The sequence below is a fragment of the Streptomyces niger genome, assembly GCF_000718305.1.
In the GTDB taxonomy this organism is placed as follows: domain Bacteria; phylum Actinomycetota; class Actinomycetes; order Streptomycetales; family Streptomycetaceae; genus Streptomyces; species Streptomyces niger.
The window spans coordinates 126,243-142,171 of the sequence record NZ_JOFQ01000008.1; the positions used below are offsets into that span (position 1 = coordinate 126,243).

Consider the following 15,929-nt stretch of genomic DNA (forward strand, 5'->3'; position numbering starts at 1 on the left):
TAGCGGGACCCGGTGACACACCGGGTCCCCGCCCGAACAGAAGATCGGCCCCCGGACGGGCCGACCCTCCCGTCAGTCGTCGGACGCCGCCGACTTCGCCGCCGTCTTCTTGGCGGCGGTCTTCTTCGCCGTCGTCTTCTTCGCCGTCGTCTTCTTCGCGGCCGTCTTCTTGGCCGCGGTCTTCTTCGCCGGCGCCTTCTTGGCGGCCGTCTTCTTCGCTGCCGTCTTCTTGGCGGCCGTCTTCTTGGCCGGGCCCTTGGCGCGCTTCTCGGCGAGCAGTTCGTACCCGCGCTCGGGCGTGATCGACTCGACGTCGTCGTCCCGCCGCAGCGTCGCGTTGGTCTCGCCGTCGGTGACGTACGGGCCGAAGCGGCCGTCCTTGACCACCACGGGCTTCTCGCTGACCGGGTCGGTGCCCAGCTCCTTCAGCGGCGGCTTGGCCGCGGCCCGGCCGCGCTGCTTGGGCTTGGAGTAGATCTCCAGCGCCTCGTCGACCGTGATGGTGAAGAGCTGCTCCTCGCTCTCCAGGGAGCGCGAGTCCGTGCCCTTCTTCAGGTACGGGCCGTAGCGGCCGTTCTGCGCGGTGATGTCCACGCCCTCGGCGTCCTGGCCGACCACCCGCGGCAGCGACATCAGCTTCAGCGCGTCCGCGAGCGTCACGGTGTCCAGGGACATCGACTTGAAGAGCGAGGCCGTGCGCGGCTTGACGGCGTTCTTGCCGGTCTTCGGGGTGCCCTCGGGCAGGATCTCCGTGACGTACGGGCCGTACCGGCCGTCCTTGGCCACGATCTGGTGGCCGGACTCCGGGTCCGTGCCCAGCTCGAAGTCGCCGCTGGGCTTGGCCAGCAGCTCCTCCGCGTACTCCACGGTCAGCTCGTCGGGCGCCAGGTCGTCCGGCACGTCGGCGCGCTGGTGGTTGTCGGTGTCCTTCTCGCCGCGCTCCACGTAGGGGCCGTAGCGACCCACCCGGAGCACGATGCCGTCGCCGACCGGGAAGGAGGAGACTTCGCGGGCGTCGATCGCGCCCAGGTCCGTGACGAGCTCCTTGAGGCCGCCGAGGTGGTCGCCGTCGCCGTTGCCCGCCTCGGAGGCGGCGCCCTCGGCCTCGCCCTCGCCGAAGTAGAAGCGGCGCAGCCACGGCACGGACTGGGCCTCGCCGCGTGCGATGCGGTCGAGGTCGTCCTCCATCTTGGCGGTGAAGTCGTAGTCGACGAGCCGGCCGAAGTGCTTCTCCAGGAGGTTGACCACGGCGAAGGACAAGAAGGACGGCACCAGGGCCGTGCCCTTCTTGAAGACGTAACCGCGGTCCAGGATGGTGCCGATGATCGACGCGTACGTCGACGGGCGGCCGATCTCCCGCTCCTCCAGCTCCTTGACCAGCGTGGCCTCGGTGTAGCGGGCCGGCGGCTTGGTGGCGTGGCCGTCGACGGACATCTCGCGGGCGGTCAGCGGGTCGCCCTCGGTGACCTGCGGCAGCCGGCGCTCGCGGTCGTCCAGCTCGGCGTTCGGGTCGTCGGCGCCCTCGACGTACGCCTTGAGGAAGCCGTGGAAGGTGATGGTCTTGCCGGACGCGCTGAACTCGGCGTCCCGGCCGTCGCTCGCCGTGCCGCCGAGCTTGACGGTGACGCTGTTGCCGGTGGCGTCCTTCATCTGGGAGGCGACGGTGCGCTTCCAGATCAGCTCGTACAGCTTGAACTGATCGCCGGTCAGGCCGGTCTCGGCGGGCGTGCGGAAGCGGTCGCCGGAGGGGCGGATCGCCTCGTGCGCCTCCTGCGCGTTCTTCACCTTGCCCGCGTAGGAGCGCGGCTTCTCGGGGAGGTAGTCGGCGCCGTAGAGCTGCGTGACCTGCGTCCGGGCCGCCGCGACGGCGGTGTCCGACAGCGTCGTGGAGTCCGTACGCATGTAGGTGATGAAGCCGTTCTCGTACAGCTTCTGGGCCACCTGCATCGTCGACTTCGCACCGAAGCCCAGCTTGCGGCTGGCCTCCTGCTGCAGCGTCGTCGTACGGAACGGCGCGTACGGGGAGCGGCGGTACGGCTTGGACTCGACCGAGCGGACGGAGAACCGCGTGTCCTCCAGCGCCGCGGCCAGCGCGCGGGCGTTCGCCTCGTCCAGGTGCAGCACCTGGTCGCTCTTCAGGCGGCCGTCGGCACCGAAGTCGCGGCCCTGGGCAACGCGGCGGCCGTCGACCGTGGTCAGGCGGGCGCCGAAGGTGCCCGGGTCGGACACGTCGCCCTCGCGCCCTGTGGCGAAGGTGCCGGTCAGGTCCCAGTACTCGGCGGAGCGGAAGGCGATGCGCTCGCGCTCCCGCTCGACGACGAGGCGGGTGGCCACGGACTGCACGCGGCCGGCCGACAGCCGCGGCATGACCTTCTTCCACAGGACCGGCGAGACCTCGTAGCCGTAGAGGCGGTCGAGGATGCGGCGGGTCTCCTGGGCGTCGACGAGCTTCTTGTTCAGCTCGCGCGGGTTCGCCACGGCGTCCCGGATGGCGTCCTTGGTGATCTCGTGGAAGACCATGCGGTGGACGGGGACCTTGGGCTTGAGGATCTCCTGCAGGTGCCAGGCGATGGCCTCGCCCTCGCGGTCCTCATCGGTGGCGAGGAAGAGTTCGTCGGACTCGGCCAGCAGCTCCTTGAGCTTCTTGACCTGGTCCTTCTTGTCGCTGTTCACGACATAGATCGGCTGGAAATCGGCGTCGACGTTCACGCCGAGGCGCGCCCAGGACTCGCCCTTGTACTTCGCCGGGACCTCGGCCGCGCCGTTCGGAAGGTCACGGATGTGCCCGACGCTCGCTTCGACGACGTATCCAGGGCCGAGGTAGCCCTTGATCGTCTTCGCCTTGGCAGGCGACTCGACGATGACGAGTCGGCGGCCGCCGCCTTGTGCGGTGTCGCTGGTCGGGGACAACTTCGCTCTTCTCTCCGGTCGACGCTGGGGGGTACCTCGGGACGGAACTCCCGAGGGCGACTCTGCGGTGACGCTGCGGAGTGTGACGGTACATCCCGCCCCCGTGTCAAACGGAAAAAGCCCACAACGCCACTCGAACGGTAACCCGAGTCCAGCCCTTCGTGCCGCCCGGACCGCGCTCCGCCGCCCGCGGCACGCTGCGTGATCACCGGCCGCTCGGGAACCGCGGAAGGGGCCGCGGAAGCGCACGCGCGGCCCTCGTCGCCACGGAAGGGGATACTCCGGATCCGGCTCCGCCCGTCCCGCCCGAACAGCAACGGAAGGGGCCCGAGGCATATTCCGTTTGCGGCTCCGTTCCGCCCCGGGGACCGGTCGCCGGCCGGGGTCGCGGAGCCCCTCCCGGGGCGGCTGGCAGGATGGTGGCGGGTCACACAGATATACGTCTTCGGGGGGCACCGGCCATGGCCGAGGAGCACGACGGCCGCACCGGTGCGGCGACGGACGCGGCGGCCCCGATCTCCCCGCCCGCCTCGGGCGCGTCGCCGTACGCCGCTTCGGGGGCGGCGGCCGACGCGACACGAGTGCGGCGTACGACGCTGCGCACAGCTGTGGTGGTGACCGGTCTCACTGCCGCGGCCGCCGCCTACCTGTGGCACACGAACCCGCACCGGCCGGGGCAGGCACTGCCGCGCTGCCCCTTCAACGCCATGACCGGGCTGCTCTGCCCGGCGTGCGGCGGCACCCGCATGGCGTACGACCTGCTGCACGGCGACCTGCCCGCGGCGTTCCACGACAACGCGGCGCTGCTCGTCCTCGGGGTGCCGCTCGCCGCCTACGTGGGCGGGCGGCTGCTCTACGAAGGGCTGCGGGGGCGGCGCTACCGTGTCCGGCCCACGCCACGCACGCTCGCCGCGATTCTCGCCACTGCACTTGTATGGGGCGTCGTACGGAACGTGGCGGGCTGACCCGGGCCCCGCGGAGCGAACCCGGGGCCGCCGGGCCCCTGGGGTGTCAGGCGACGGCCAGCAGCCAGCAGCCCGCTGTCAGAAACAGCGTGCCGAAGAGCGCGGTCATGGTCACCGCGAGCGGCCGGCTGACGCCGAGCGCGACCGGCGCGTGGAGGCTGGCACGCGCCACCAGCCACAGCAGCAGTCCGCCGCCGAACAGCGCAAAGGCGACACCGGAGAACAGCGCGGGTCCACTTTCCATGGCCGCAGCCTGGCACTCCCGCGCGTCCCCCCGGCGAACGCCGGGTGAACACGCGCGATCCACCCCTCGTGCGGGCTCCTCCGAGGCTGTCGGGAGCCCGCCCGGACGCGCCCGTCAGCCCTCTGCCGCGTCGCCGTCCTCCGCCGGGCCGCCGACCGGCTCCAGGAAGCCCTGTTCGACCAGCATCCGGATCGCCTCCGGCGTGCGGTCCCGCAGCATCACCGGGTCCTCGCCGACCAGCTGCGCGATCGCGTCCAGGATGCGCCCGGCCGGCAGCGAGCCGTCGCAGACCCCGGCGAAGCCCGCGCCGACCGTGTCGACCTTCGTGGCCCTTCGCATGCCCCGGTTCTGACGGAGCACCACATGCTCCGGGTCCTCCGCGCCCGGCAGCCCGACCTGCTCCTGCACGACCTCGGGGGCGAGCTTGAACCGCCCGGCCAGCAGCGCCGCGTCGTCCGTGGCCCGCAGGAAGTCCTGGCGCGCGAAGTGGCCGAGGACGGCGGGGCCGAGCGGCTGCTCGACCGGGTGCGGCCACTCCTCGATCGTGATCGCGGGCTCGTCGGCGCCGGACTTGCGCAGCGTGATCCACCCGAAGCCGACCGCCTTGGTCTTGCGCGCCTCGAACTCGTCCAGCCACGCCTCGTACCGCGCGGCGTACTCCTCGGGGCCCGCTCGGTGGTCGCCGGCGTCCCGCAGCCACAGTTCGGCGTACTGCGTGACGTCCTGCACCTCGCGCTGCACGATCCAGGCGTCGCAGCCGCGCGGCACCCACGAGCGCACGCGGTCCTTCCAGTCCTCCCCCTCGACGTGCTGCCAGTTGGCGAGCAGCTGGCAGTACCCGCCGTCGTTCAGATGGCCGGCCGCCTGCTGCACGAGTGTGCGGCACAGGTCGTCGCCGCCCATGCCGCCGTCGCGGTACGTGAGGCGGGCGCCCGGGGAGATCACGAAGGGCGGGTTCGAGACGATCAGGTCGTACGTCTCCTCCCCCACGGGCTCGAACAGCGAGCCCTCTCGAAGGTCCGCGGGCTGCGCGCCGGAGAGCGCCAGGGTGAGGGCCGCCATGCGCAGCGCCCGTGGGTTGAGGTCCGTGGCGGTGACGCGGGTGGCGTACTCGGCGGCGTGCAGCGCCTGCACGCCGGAGCCCGTACCGAGGTCGAGGACGGAGTCGAAGTGCGGTCCCGCGGCCGGCGCACCGGCCTGGGGGCGCAGCATGAGCCCGGCGAGGGTGGTGGACGCGCCGCCCACCCCGAGCACCAGCTCGGCGCGGTCCACGTCGGCCGGGCCACGGCCGATGCCGCCCGCGCCGCCGACCGCGCAGCCCAGGTCGGACACGATCCACCAGTCCTGGCCCTCGGGGCCGCCGTACGGGCGTACGTCCACGGTCGCGCGTACGTCGTCGCCGTCCCGGACGAGCCAGCCGTCGGCGAGGCAGTCGTCCAGGGGCAGCGCGTCGCCCGCGCGGGCGGCCGGTACCGGCTGCTGGAGCAGGAAGAGCCGCACGAGAGCCGTCAGCCGGCCCTCGCCTCTGGTGGCGCGCAGGGCCGGCACGGTCTCGCTGCGGGCCAGCGCGGCGTAGGCGGTGGCACCGAGCAGCTCCAGCAGGCCGTCGGCGGTGAAGCCGGCGGCCAGCAGCGCCTCCCGCAGCCGGGCGGTGCGGGCGGCGGACTGGGGGTCTCGGTCGTCTGCGACGGGGAGGTGCGTACTCACGCCCCCATTGTCAGGGCAAGCGTCGGTGGCGAACCACCGGCACGACGGCGACGGCCCGGCCGGTCCGTACGGACGAAGCGTCAGGAGGGCCGGGCCGCCGACCGCGCGGACCGTCCGTTTCCGCTCAGGAGCCCTTCTGGGACGAGGTCGACGCCTTCTGCGTCTGGCAGCCCTTCTGACCGGACATCGCCTTGCCGACGTCGCCGGACTCCAGCTTCTTGAAGGCGGCCTCGCTCTTCTTGTTGAGCTTGTTGATGCCGTCCGACAGCGAGCGCAGCCCATCGGCGAACTTCTGCTTGTCCTTGGTGTCCAGACCGTCGACCTGCTTCTTGAGGTCGGCGTAGCCCGAGGAGAGCCCCTTCAGCTCCTTGACCGCCTTCTTCTGGTCCGCGTCGCCGCCGTCGACCGGCGGGGCGCCCGCCTTGTTCAGCGCCGTGGCCAGCGAGCCGTAGGCGTCCGAGATCTTCTGGAACGCCTGGGAATCGGTCTGCTGGACCTTCTTGGAGTCGGTCGTGCCGTCGTCCGCTGTCTGCATCGACGCGTTGGCGTCCTGGATCTGCTTGAACTGAGCCTGCGCCGGATCGCAGAAACGCTTGGCCCAGTCATTGAGCTTCTTGTCGCCGTCGTCGCTGCAGCCGGTCAGCGCGAGCACCAGTGCCGCACCGCCGGACAGTGCAGCCACAAGCTTCTTGTTCACCGGATTGGTCCCTTCCATGGCTCTCGGCCCCGGAACATACACGCCCAACAGGCTTTGACCATGAGACGAGCATCCCGTACGACCCGCATTGAAGCCATTTGCACCAAGGGACGGTGACCGATACCTCTCGCTTCCGGCATACGTACGGGCGGGTGGCCGAGGCACACAAAACGCCTCGGCCACCCGCCCGTTGAGGGGTTGTGCAGCCGTCCGTCAGGAAACGACCGCCGGGTCGGCCGTCTGAGCGACCTTGCCGGAGTTGTCTTCGTCACCCACGGCGATGCCGCGGCGCTTGGAGAGGTACACCGCGCCCACGATGATGAGCAGCGCGACGACCGCGGCCGTGACCCGTACGCCCATGTTCGCGTCGGCGCCGTAGCTGAACTTGACCACGGCCGGCGCGATGAGCAGCGCGACCAGGTTCATCACCTTCAGCAGCGGGTTGATGGCCGGGCCCGCGGTGTCCTTGAAGGGGTCGCCCACGGTGTCACCGATGACGGTGGCCGCGTGCGCCTCGCTGCCCTTGCCGCCGTGATGGCCGTCCTCGACCAGCTTCTTGGCGTTGTCCCAGGCACCACCGGAGTTGGCGAGGAACACCGCCATCAGGGTGCCGGTGCCGATCGCACCCGCCAGGAAGGAACCGAGCGCGCCGACGCCGAGCGAGAAGCCCACCGCGATGGGCGTGAGCACCGCCAGCAGGCCGGGGGTGGCCAGCTCGCGGAGCGCGTCCTTCGTGCAGATGTCGACGACCCGCCCGTACTCGGGCTTCTCGGTGTAGTCCATGATCCCGGGCTTCTCCCGGAACTGCCGGCGCACCTCGAAGACCACCGAACCCGCCGAGCGGGACACGGCATTGATGGCCAGTCCGGAGAAGAGGAAGACCACCGCGGCACCCAGGACCAGCCCGACCAGGTTGTTGGGCTGGGAGATGTCCAGGCTCAGGCCCATGCCCTGCGCCGCATCGCCCACGTCCCGTACGGCCGTGGCGATGGCATCGCGGTACGAGCCGAACAGCGCGGCCGCCGCGAGCACCGCCGTCGCGATGGCGATGCCCTTGGTGATGGCCTTGGTGGTGTTGCCCACGGCGTCCAGGTCGGTGAGCACCTGCGCGCCGTCGCCCTCGACGTCGCCGGACATCTCGGCGATGCCCTGGGCGTTGTCGGAGACCGGCCCGAAGGTGTCCATGGCGACGATGACGCCTACGGTGGTCAGCAGGCCCGTACCGGCGAGCGCGACCGCGAACAGCGCCAGCATGATGGACGCGCCACCCAGCAGGTACGCGCCGTACACGGCCAGACCGATCAGCACGGCCGAGTAGACCGCCGACTCCAGACCGATGGAGATGCCCGACAGCACGACGGTCGCGGGGCCGGTCAGCGAGGTCTTGCCGATGTCCCGTACGGGGCGCCGGCTGGTCTCGGTGAAGTAGCCGGTCAGCTGCTGGATGAGCGCGGCGAGCACGATGCCGATGGCGACCGCGACCAGGGCCAGCACGCGCGGGTCGCCCGACCGGCCGGTGATCGAGTCGTCGGTGACGCCGGCCAGGCCCGCGTAGGTGGACGGCAGGTACGTGAAGGCCGCGATGGCCACCAGTACCAGCGAGATCGCGGCGGAGATGAAGAAGCCGCGGTTGATGGCGGTCATACCGCTGCGGTCGGAGCGCCGGGGCGCGACGACGAAGATGCCGATCATCGCCGTGACCACCCCGATGGCCGGGACGAGCAGCGGGAAGGCGAGACCCGAGTCACCGAAGGCGGCCATGCCGAGGATCAGCGCGGCGACCAGGGTGACGGCGTACGACTCGAAGAGGTCGGCCGCCATGCCGGCGCAGTCGCCGACGTTGTCGCCCACGTTGTCCGCGATGGTCGCGGCGTTGCGCGGGTCATCCTCGGGGATGCCCTGCTCGACCTTGCCGACGAGGTCGGCTCCGACGTCCGCGGCCTTGGTGAAGATGCCGCCGCCGACTCGCATGAACATGGCGATCAGCGCGGCGCCGAGGCCGAAGCCCTCCAGCACCTTCGGGGCGTCGACCGCGTACACGAGGACGACGCAGGACGCGCCCAGCAGGCCGAGGCCCACCGTGAACATGCCGACGACCCCGCCCGTACGGAATGCGATCTTCATCGCCTTGTGCGAAACGGCCGTCAGATCACGGGGCGCCGTGTCCCCTTCGGCCGGGGTGGCTTCGCGGGCCGCCGCGGCCACTCGCACATTGCTGCGCACGGCGAGCCACATGCCGATATAGCCGGTGGCCGCGGAGAATCCCGCGCCGATCAAGAAGAACACGCTGCGCCCGATGCGCTGTGTCCACGTGTCCGCGGGCAACAGCATGAGCAGGAAGAACACCACGACGGCGAATACGCCGAGGGTGCGCAACTGCCGTGCGAGATAGGCATTGGCGCCTTCCTGCACGGCAGCGGCGATCTTCTTCATACTGTCGGTGCCCTCGCCGGCCGCGAGCACTTGCCGTACCAGTACGGCCGCGACGGCGAGCGCCGCCAGGGCCACGACGGCGATCACCAGCACGATGCCGCGGTTGCCGCTCGTCAGCGATGGCTCGGCCAGGTATGTGGGGGTGTCGAGCATCTGAGGGGTGTAAGGCCCCGCCATTCGTCCTCCTTGACGTTTGGCACATGGGCGCGCGAATGCACGCTCAGGCGTCCTGAGCAAAGATGTGGACGGATTGTAGGGAGCCGCACTAGATCAAAACAGTACGCGTCAAAGGGAATTCGCCTGCAGCCGCGAAGATCAATAGGTGATCGCTCCGAGAATTAGCCCGGAAGGCGGAATGCGGCAAATTCGCTGACCGCGTGCGGATGATCTCGCTGTCCTATTGAACGCCGCTGCTCAGAGGCGAGCGGGAGATCCTTTTCGCACAGGCCGCACGGCGCGCGACGCGGAGCCGCACACTCCGCTCCGGCGCCCGGCGCCGACGGGGCGTCCCGCGTGTGCGTACGCGTACGAACACGTAGGCGTAGGCGTAAGCCGACCGGTACACCTGCCCTCGGCGACCGGCACCGCTGCACGGCGTGGGACCGGTACGGCACCGGTAGGAGGCGACACCCGGCCGGCGAGGCGGCCCCGCGGGGACACTTGGGGGCCCCAGGGAGGGCCGGGGAGGGCCGGAGAGGGCCGGGGAGGGCCTGGGAGGGCCAGAGAGCCGCGGGCCTGGGAATGGCTGGGGCCGGGGCGGGTTGAGGCCGGGGCGGCTCGGGGTTCGGGGCTGGGGGGGCCGGGCTCGGGGCTTGGGACTTGGGGTTCGGGGCTCCGGGCACGGGGCTTGAGGTTTAGGGCTCGGGGCTCAAGGTTTGGGAAAGGCTGGAACCGGGCCGTTGGGGGCCGGGAGGGGAGGTCCGCGGGCCAGCGCGGCTACGGGCTCGCGGGGCTGTTTCGGGCCAGCGGGCCAGCGCGACTGCGGCCTGCGGGCCTGTAAGCCGGCGCGGCTGCGGACCAGCGGGGGCGCGGGGCGCGGGCCAGCGGGGCGCGGGCCAACGGCGGGAACAGCGTGCGGCGATGACGGCACATGGCGGCGTACGGCAGTGACGGCGTACAGCGGGGCTGCGGCGGTGATGGGCAGTCCAGGGCGCGATGGCGCGAGGAGGGGCGGGCCGGGTCCGAACGGGTTGGCTCCGGCGGGTCGCACGCCACGGGTAAACAGCCGGGCCCGGGCGGGCCCGCAAGGTAGGAACGAGCCGGGCCCCGGTCGTCGCCGGCCGCGGCCCCCCAGGCCGCTACGGCAGGACCGGGTCCGGGACCGTCGGCCAGCTCATCCGGATGACGCCGCCGGTCTCGCTGGAGGACACCTCGACGTCGTCGACCAGACCGCTGATGACGGCGAGGCCCATCTCGTCCTCGATCTCGTCGCCCGCCACGGACTCCACGCCGTCCGGCTCGCCGTCCGCCGCGCGCACGCCCGGTACGGAACCGGCGGCCGATCCCGGCACCTCGTCGCCGACCTCGATGGAGAACTTCTTCTCGTCCTCGATCAGCATCACCGTGATCGGTGCGGCGAGATCGTTGTTGCGGTGCAGACCCACGGCGCGACTGCACGCCTCACCGACGGCGAGGCGCACCTCGTCGAGCACCGCCTCGTCCACCCCGGCCCGTCGTGCCACGGCGGCCGCGACCAGACGCGCGGTCCGAACGTGCTCGGGAAGGGCGCTGAAACGAAGTTCGACGGTGGCCATTGCCATCCCCCTCGGTATGCGGGCGTGCTAGGCAGGGGGCCGGACGCGTCGCCCGGTACCCCCCACTGCTTCCTGCCCCCGCGCACGCGGCACGGGGCACCGGACAGCTGTCAGTCGGTGGCCGAGACGGCCTCGTCGACCGAGGTGTGAATCGGGAACACCTTCGTCAGTCCGGTAATACGGAAGATCTTGAGAATGCGCTCCTGGTTGCAGACCAGGCGCAGCGAGCCCTCGTGGGCACGCACCCGCTTCAGGCCACCCACCAGAACGCCGAGCCCGGTGGAGTCGAGGAAGTCGACGCGCTCCATGTCCACCACGAGGTGGTAGCTGCCGTCATTCACGAGCTCGACCAGCTGCTCCCGCAGCTTGGGCGCGGTGTATACATCAATCTCGCCACCGACGTCGACGACCGTACGGTCGCCAACGGTACGGGTCGACAGGGACAGGTCCACGGATCCTCCAGCACCTTGCTATCGAGCGGTCGCCCCCCATGGATCGGCAGCCGCGATGGCATTCAATCACTTACCAGCAGGCGCGCACGACGCCTTAAGAGCATTGTCCGTCACACCGGTGACACACTCGGTGCCGATGGCCTCCAATCAACCTCCGCCGGATGCGGGTGCACGCCCCTCCCCGGGCATGGTCCTCGACCGTCTCGCCAGGGGAGAGATCCGCGCTACGCGCATCACTCATACGGAGCACTTGCCCCCGCGGATCGGCAGCCATGCCGACTGGCCCGCATCTATCCGTACGGAAGTGATCGACGCCATCCGTACCGCGGGCATCGAGCGCCCCTGGAAGCACCAAGCCCGCGTGGCCGAACACGCGTTGCAGGGTGAATCCGTCATCGTCGCCACCGGCACCGCCTCCGGAAAATCGCTGGCGTACCTCGCTCCCGTGTTGTCCGGGCTGCTGGACGGTTCGGAGGCGCCGAACGGCCGGGGCGCCACCGCCCTGTACCTCGCTCCGACCAAGGCACTCGCGGCCGACCAACGGCGTGCCGTCCGCGATCTGGCCGCCCCGCTGGGCACCGCGATCCGCCCGGCCGTGTACGACGGCGACACGCCGGTCGAAGAACGCGAATGGGTGCGCCAGTACGCCAACTACGTCCTCACCAACCCCGACATGCTGCACCGCGGCATCCTCCCGGCCCACCCCCGCTGGTCCTCCTTCCTGCGCGCGCTGCGCTACGTGGTCATCGACGAGTGCCACACCTACCGCGGTGTTTTCGGGTCGCATGTCGCCCAGGTCATACGCCGGCTGCGCCGGATCTGCGCCCGGTACGGCGCCGAGCCGGTCTTCCTGCTGGCCTCCGCCACCTCCGCCGAGCCTGCCGAGTCGGCCGGGCGGCTCATCGGCACGCCGGTCGTGCAGATCACCGAGGACACCTCGCCGCGCGGCGAGGTCGTCTTCGCGCTCTGGGAGCCGCCGCTGACCGACCTGCACGGCGAGCAGGGCGCCCCCGTACGCCGCACCGCCACCGCCGAGACCGCCGACCTCCTCACCGACCTCGCCGTGCAGGGCGTACGCAGCGTCGCCTTCGTACGCTCCCGGCGCGGCGCCGAGCTGATCGCCCTCATCGCCCAGGAGCGGCTGGCCGAGATCGCGTCGTCGGCGCCGGACGCCGCGGGCCGGTCCCTCCCCGGCCGGGTCGCGGCGTACCGGGGCGGCTATCTCCCCGAAGAGCGCCGCGCCCTGGAGCGTGCCCTGCACACCGGCGACCTGCTCGGCCTGGCCGCCACGACGGCACTCGAACTGGGCATCGACGTCTCCGGCCTGGACGCCGTCCTGATCGCCGGCTATCCCGGCACCCGCGCCTCCCTGTGGCAGCAGGCGGGCCGGGCCGGGCGGGCGGGGCAGGGCGCGCTCGCCGTGCTCGTCGCCCGCGACGATCCCCTGGACACCTACCTCGTCCACCATCCCGAAGCCCTCTTCGACCGGCCGGTCGAGTCCACCGTCCTCGACCCCGACAACCCGTACGTGCTCTGGCCCCACCTGTGCGCCGCCGCCGCCGAGATACCGCTCGGCCCCGAGGACCTGGCCCTCTTCGGCCCGGAGACCCCGGACGTCCTCGCGGGCCTGGAACGCCGCCGGCTGCTGCGCCGCCGCGGGAAGTCCTGGTACTGGACCCGCCGCGAACGCGCCGCGGACCTCACCGACATCCGCGGCCAGGGCGGCTCCCCCGTCCAGGTCGTGGAGGCCGCCACGGGCCGGCTCCTGGGGACGGTCGACGAGGCCGCCTCGCACTCCACCGTCCACGAGGGCGCCGTCCACCTGCACCAGGGCCGTACGTACGTGGTCGAGCACCTGGACCTGGAGGACAGCGTCGCCCTGGTCGAGGAGGCCACACCGCCCTATTCCACGGTCGCCCGCGACACCACCGCCATCTCCGTCCTGGAGACCGACATCGAGGTGCCGTGGGACGACGCGCGCCTGTGCTTCGGCTCCGTCGAGGTCACCCATCAGGTCGTCTCCTACCTGCGCCGCAAACTGATTACCGGAGAGGTGCTCGGCGAGACCAAGCTCGACCTCCCGCCGCGCACGCTGCGCACCCGCGCCGTGTGGTGGACCATGACCGAGGACCAGCTCGATGCGGCCCGGGTCAATCCGGAACAGCTGGGCGGCGCCCTGCACGCCGCCGAACACGCTTCCATCGGCATCCTTCCGCTCTTCGCCACCTGCGACCGCTGGGACATCGGCGGCGTCTCCGTGCCGCTGCACCCGGACACCCTCCTTCCGACGGTCTTCGTCTACGACGGCCACCCGGGCGGCGCGGGCTTCGCGGAACGCGCCTTCCACACCGCCGCCGACTGGCTCGCCGCCACCCGTAAGGCCATCGCCTCCTGCGAGTGCGACGCCGGCTGCCCCTCATGCATCCAGTCCCCCAAGTGCGGCAACGGCAACGAACCCCTGCACAAACGCGGCGCCATCCGCCTGCTGACAGAACTCCTCCGAGGAGCGGAGAAGGCGCCGCATGAACCCCACCGCACCGGTCCGGCCGCCTCGACCGGCTCGATCGCTTCGACCGGCTCGACCGCTTCGACCGGGACGGACGGGGAGATGCCCGACACCACCCATCCGCTCAAGACGGAGGAGGAGAAGAAGGGGTGAGCGGCCGGCGAGGTGGCCCGGGAGCCGCTGGTCCCGCCGGGTTCGGGGACCGCTGACCCCGCCGGGCCTATGAGGCTCGCCGGTGTGACCGGGTTGAGGGGCGTGTCCGACGGGCCCGCTCGGGAGCGGATCCGCGGGGTGAACGGTCCCGCGCGGGACTCCGCCGACACGTCGGCGATCTCCGCCCGTACCGAGCACCGCACCAGCCTCGCGTGCTGCGCCGAGGCCACCCGACGGGCCGCGTCGCACGCCTCGGTCTCCCCGTACAGGCTCCGCCCCGCTGCGGCGAGCGCCGCCAGGTCAGCCGCCGCGCCCGCCCTGTGACGGGCGATCGCCGCCTGTCCGAGGGCCAGCACCACGGCGAACACCACACACAGGGCCATCGCACCCACCGCCGCGCAGACCGTCGCCGCCCCTTCGTCTCCCGTCCGTCGTCGCGACCCACCGCTCCAGCGCCGCTCACCGCCCCACCGTCTCCTCAGCAAGAGCCACCGCCTCCCCTCTGAGCGTCATGTTCAGCGGCCCCATCGCCGGAGCCGCAGCCGCGACCCGTACGCGGACCAGGTCGCCCTCCCTTTCGAACGCCACCCGCGCTCCCTGCGGGGCGATCGCCCGGACGGCCGCCAGCGTGCTGCCCTCGGCCTCCGAACGCGCCGCCGCCCGGGCCCCGGCACGGGCGGCGTCCACGCACTGGATCTGCGCGCACGCCGCCATCAGTCCCCACAGGAGCATCGCCACGAGCAGCACCAAGGTCGGGATCACCGCCGCCGTCTCGGCCGTCACCATCCCCCGGTCCGACGTCGTCCTCGCCGACACGGCTGCCCGCGCGGAGACGGTCGTGTCAGACCGGCGCATGAAGCGCCCTGCCGATCAATGAGCTCAGGGCCGAGCTGACCGACCCACTCGTCACGACCTTGAACAGCACCGCGGCGAACGCACAGGCCGCCAACGTGCCCATGGCGTACTCGGCCGTCGTCATCCCGCGGTCCGCGCGCTTCCGCAGCGCAAGCCGCCACTGGCTGCCCCACCTGCTCCCGTACCTCGCCGCTCGGCGCCTCCTCTCCAGCCGCCGCATCACCCTGCCGAAGTCGAGGCGAGCGACGGCCCATGCGGCCCACCCAGGAGGGCCTCCCGTCACCATCACCGAGCCGTGGCCGCCCGCCACGGCCGCCGCCGTCCACACCGGCCCCACCGTCGCTCCGCTCGTTGCCCCTTTCGATGCTTCGCTCGTTGCCTCCTTCAGTGCTCCGTTCGTTGCTTGGCTCGTTGCTTCGTTCGTCGCCTCCTTCGTCGCTCCGTTCCTCGCGTCGCTTCCTGCTCCCTCTGTCGTCGCTCCGGACGGCATACGTGCTGTGGTCGTCATGAGATCCCCCTGTAGGTCATGCCTGTTGATGTGTGGTGATGGGTGTTCCATGCGTGCCGGTCGGGTGTCACACCCGGGGCAGTAGTCCCTGGGCCAGCCCGACGAGTACCGGGGCCACCCCGAGCGTCAGGAAGGCCGGCAGGAAGCAGACCGCCAACGGCAGGGTGACCAGCACCCCTGCCTTGCGCGCCGCCTCGGTCGCCGCGCGGCCCCACTCGGACCGCAGGTCCGCCGCGATACGTGCGACCGACTCGACGGCCGGCGCACCGGATATGTCCGCGCGCGCCAGACAGCGTCCCAACTCCCGTGCGCCGGGGAGCTCGGCGAACCGCCCCCAACTGGCTTCCCCTTCGCCTCCGAGGCGAAGTTCCGCCGCCGTGTGCCGCAGACGCTCGCCGACCGGGCCGCCCAGGGACTCGCCCACCGCGGCCGCCGCTTCGGCGGGACTCGCCCCCGCCGCCAAGCAACCGGCCAGCAGGTCGGCTGCCGTGGCCAGTTGCTCGCGTACGGCTGCCTCCTCCGCACGGGCGGCGGATCGGACACGCACCTGGCGCCGTCGGCGTCGGGTGGCGTACGCGGCCCCGGCTCCCGCTGCGGCTCCCACGACGCCGCCGACCAGGACGAATCCGGTAACGGCCGCGACGACGAACACGGTCCCCTCCCGTACGGCTGCGGTCCGCCGCTCGTCGCGGGCCCGGCTCTCCGGTCCACCGCGAGGCGCTCCGCACCTGGTCGAGAGGGCGCC

The 15,929-nt window shown here is 71.6% G+C and carries 12 protein-coding genes and 1 pseudogene; 2 read left to right on the forward strand and 11 right to left on the reverse strand.

From position 1 onward, the window contains the following. Positions 1-72: 72 nt before the first annotated feature. Positions 73-2,910, reverse strand: a complete 2,838-nt coding sequence (topA, locus tag IF20_RS17075; protein WP_052866064.1) for a type I DNA topoisomerase — start codon at positions 2,908-2,910, stop codon at positions 73-75. A gap of 461 nt (positions 2,911-3,371) precedes the next feature. Here topA and IF20_RS17080 point away from each other — a divergent pair, with 461 nt between their 5' ends. Continuing rightward, a complete protein-coding gene (locus tag IF20_RS17080; RefSeq protein ID WP_110944249.1) occupies positions 3,372-3,875 on the forward strand; it encodes a DUF2752 domain-containing protein in 504 nt (167 codons plus the stop codon). 46 nt (positions 3,876-3,921) lie between these two features. Here the strand turns inward: IF20_RS17080 and IF20_RS17085 are convergent, their stop codons facing one another. From IF20_RS17085 to bldG, 6 genes are all read right to left on the reverse strand, one after another. Then, the gene (locus IF20_RS17085) at positions 3,922-4,119 is read right to left on the reverse strand and encodes a hypothetical protein (RefSeq protein WP_052866065.1); all 198 of its coding nucleotides are present in this window, start codon (positions 4,117-4,119) and stop codon (positions 3,922-3,924) included. A gap of 114 nt (positions 4,120-4,233) precedes the next feature. Then, positions 4,234-5,826, reverse strand: a complete 1,593-nt coding sequence (locus IF20_RS17090) for a DUF7059 domain-containing protein (RefSeq protein ID WP_052866066.1) — start codon at positions 5,824-5,826, stop codon at positions 4,234-4,236. A 124-nt stretch (positions 5,827-5,950) separates the two neighbouring features. Continuing rightward, entirely contained in the window at positions 5,951-6,523 is a 573-nt protein-coding gene (locus IF20_RS17095) for a hypothetical protein (protein WP_052866067.1), read from the reverse strand. A 213-nt stretch (positions 6,524-6,736) separates the two neighbouring features. Next, positions 6,737-9,133: a sodium-translocating pyrophosphatase gene (locus IF20_RS17100; protein ID WP_052866068.1), complete on the reverse strand. Its 2,397-nt coding sequence runs from the start codon at positions 9,131-9,133 to the stop codon at positions 6,737-6,739. A gap of 1,121 nt (positions 9,134-10,254) precedes the next feature. Then, on the reverse strand, positions 10,255-10,710 hold the full coding sequence (locus IF20_RS17105; RefSeq protein WP_052866069.1) for an ATP-binding protein: 456 nt from the start codon (positions 10,708-10,710) through the stop codon (positions 10,255-10,257). 110 nt (positions 10,711-10,820) lie between these two features. Then, complete coding sequence (gene bldG, locus IF20_RS17110) at positions 10,821-11,162, reverse strand: anti-sigma factor antagonist BldG (protein ID WP_052866070.1); 342 nt, start codon at positions 11,160-11,162, stop codon at positions 10,821-10,823. A 55-nt stretch (positions 11,163-11,217) separates the two neighbouring features. Between bldG and IF20_RS17115 the strand changes: the two genes are divergently transcribed. Further along, the gene (locus tag IF20_RS17115; protein ID WP_110944250.1) at positions 11,218-13,821 is read left to right on the forward strand and encodes a DEAD/DEAH box helicase; all 2,604 of its coding nucleotides are present in this window, start codon (positions 11,218-11,220) and stop codon (positions 13,819-13,821) included. Positions 13,822-13,991: 170 nt separating this feature from the next. Here IF20_RS17115 and IF20_RS37825 read toward each other — a convergent pair. From IF20_RS37825 to IF20_RS17135, 4 genes and pseudogenes are all read right to left on the reverse strand, one after another. After that, a pseudogene (locus IF20_RS37825) lies at positions 13,992-14,204 on the reverse strand (Rv3654c family TadE-like protein); the annotation flags it as partial. Between the two features lie 76 nt (positions 14,205-14,280). Then, positions 14,281-14,607, reverse strand: a complete 327-nt coding sequence (locus IF20_RS17125) for a TadE family type IV pilus minor pilin (RefSeq protein ID WP_234426721.1) — start codon at positions 14,605-14,607, stop codon at positions 14,281-14,283. A gap of 55 nt (positions 14,608-14,662) precedes the next feature. Continuing rightward, positions 14,663-14,896, reverse strand: a complete 234-nt coding sequence (locus tag IF20_RS40540; RefSeq protein ID WP_052866416.1) for a DUF4244 domain-containing protein — start codon at positions 14,894-14,896, stop codon at positions 14,663-14,665. 355 nt (positions 14,897-15,251) lie between these two features. Next, on the reverse strand, positions 15,252-15,836 hold the full coding sequence (locus IF20_RS17135; RefSeq protein ID WP_052866072.1) for a type II secretion system F family protein: 585 nt from the start codon (positions 15,834-15,836) through the stop codon (positions 15,252-15,254). Between the last annotated feature and the right edge of the window lie 93 nt (positions 15,837-15,929).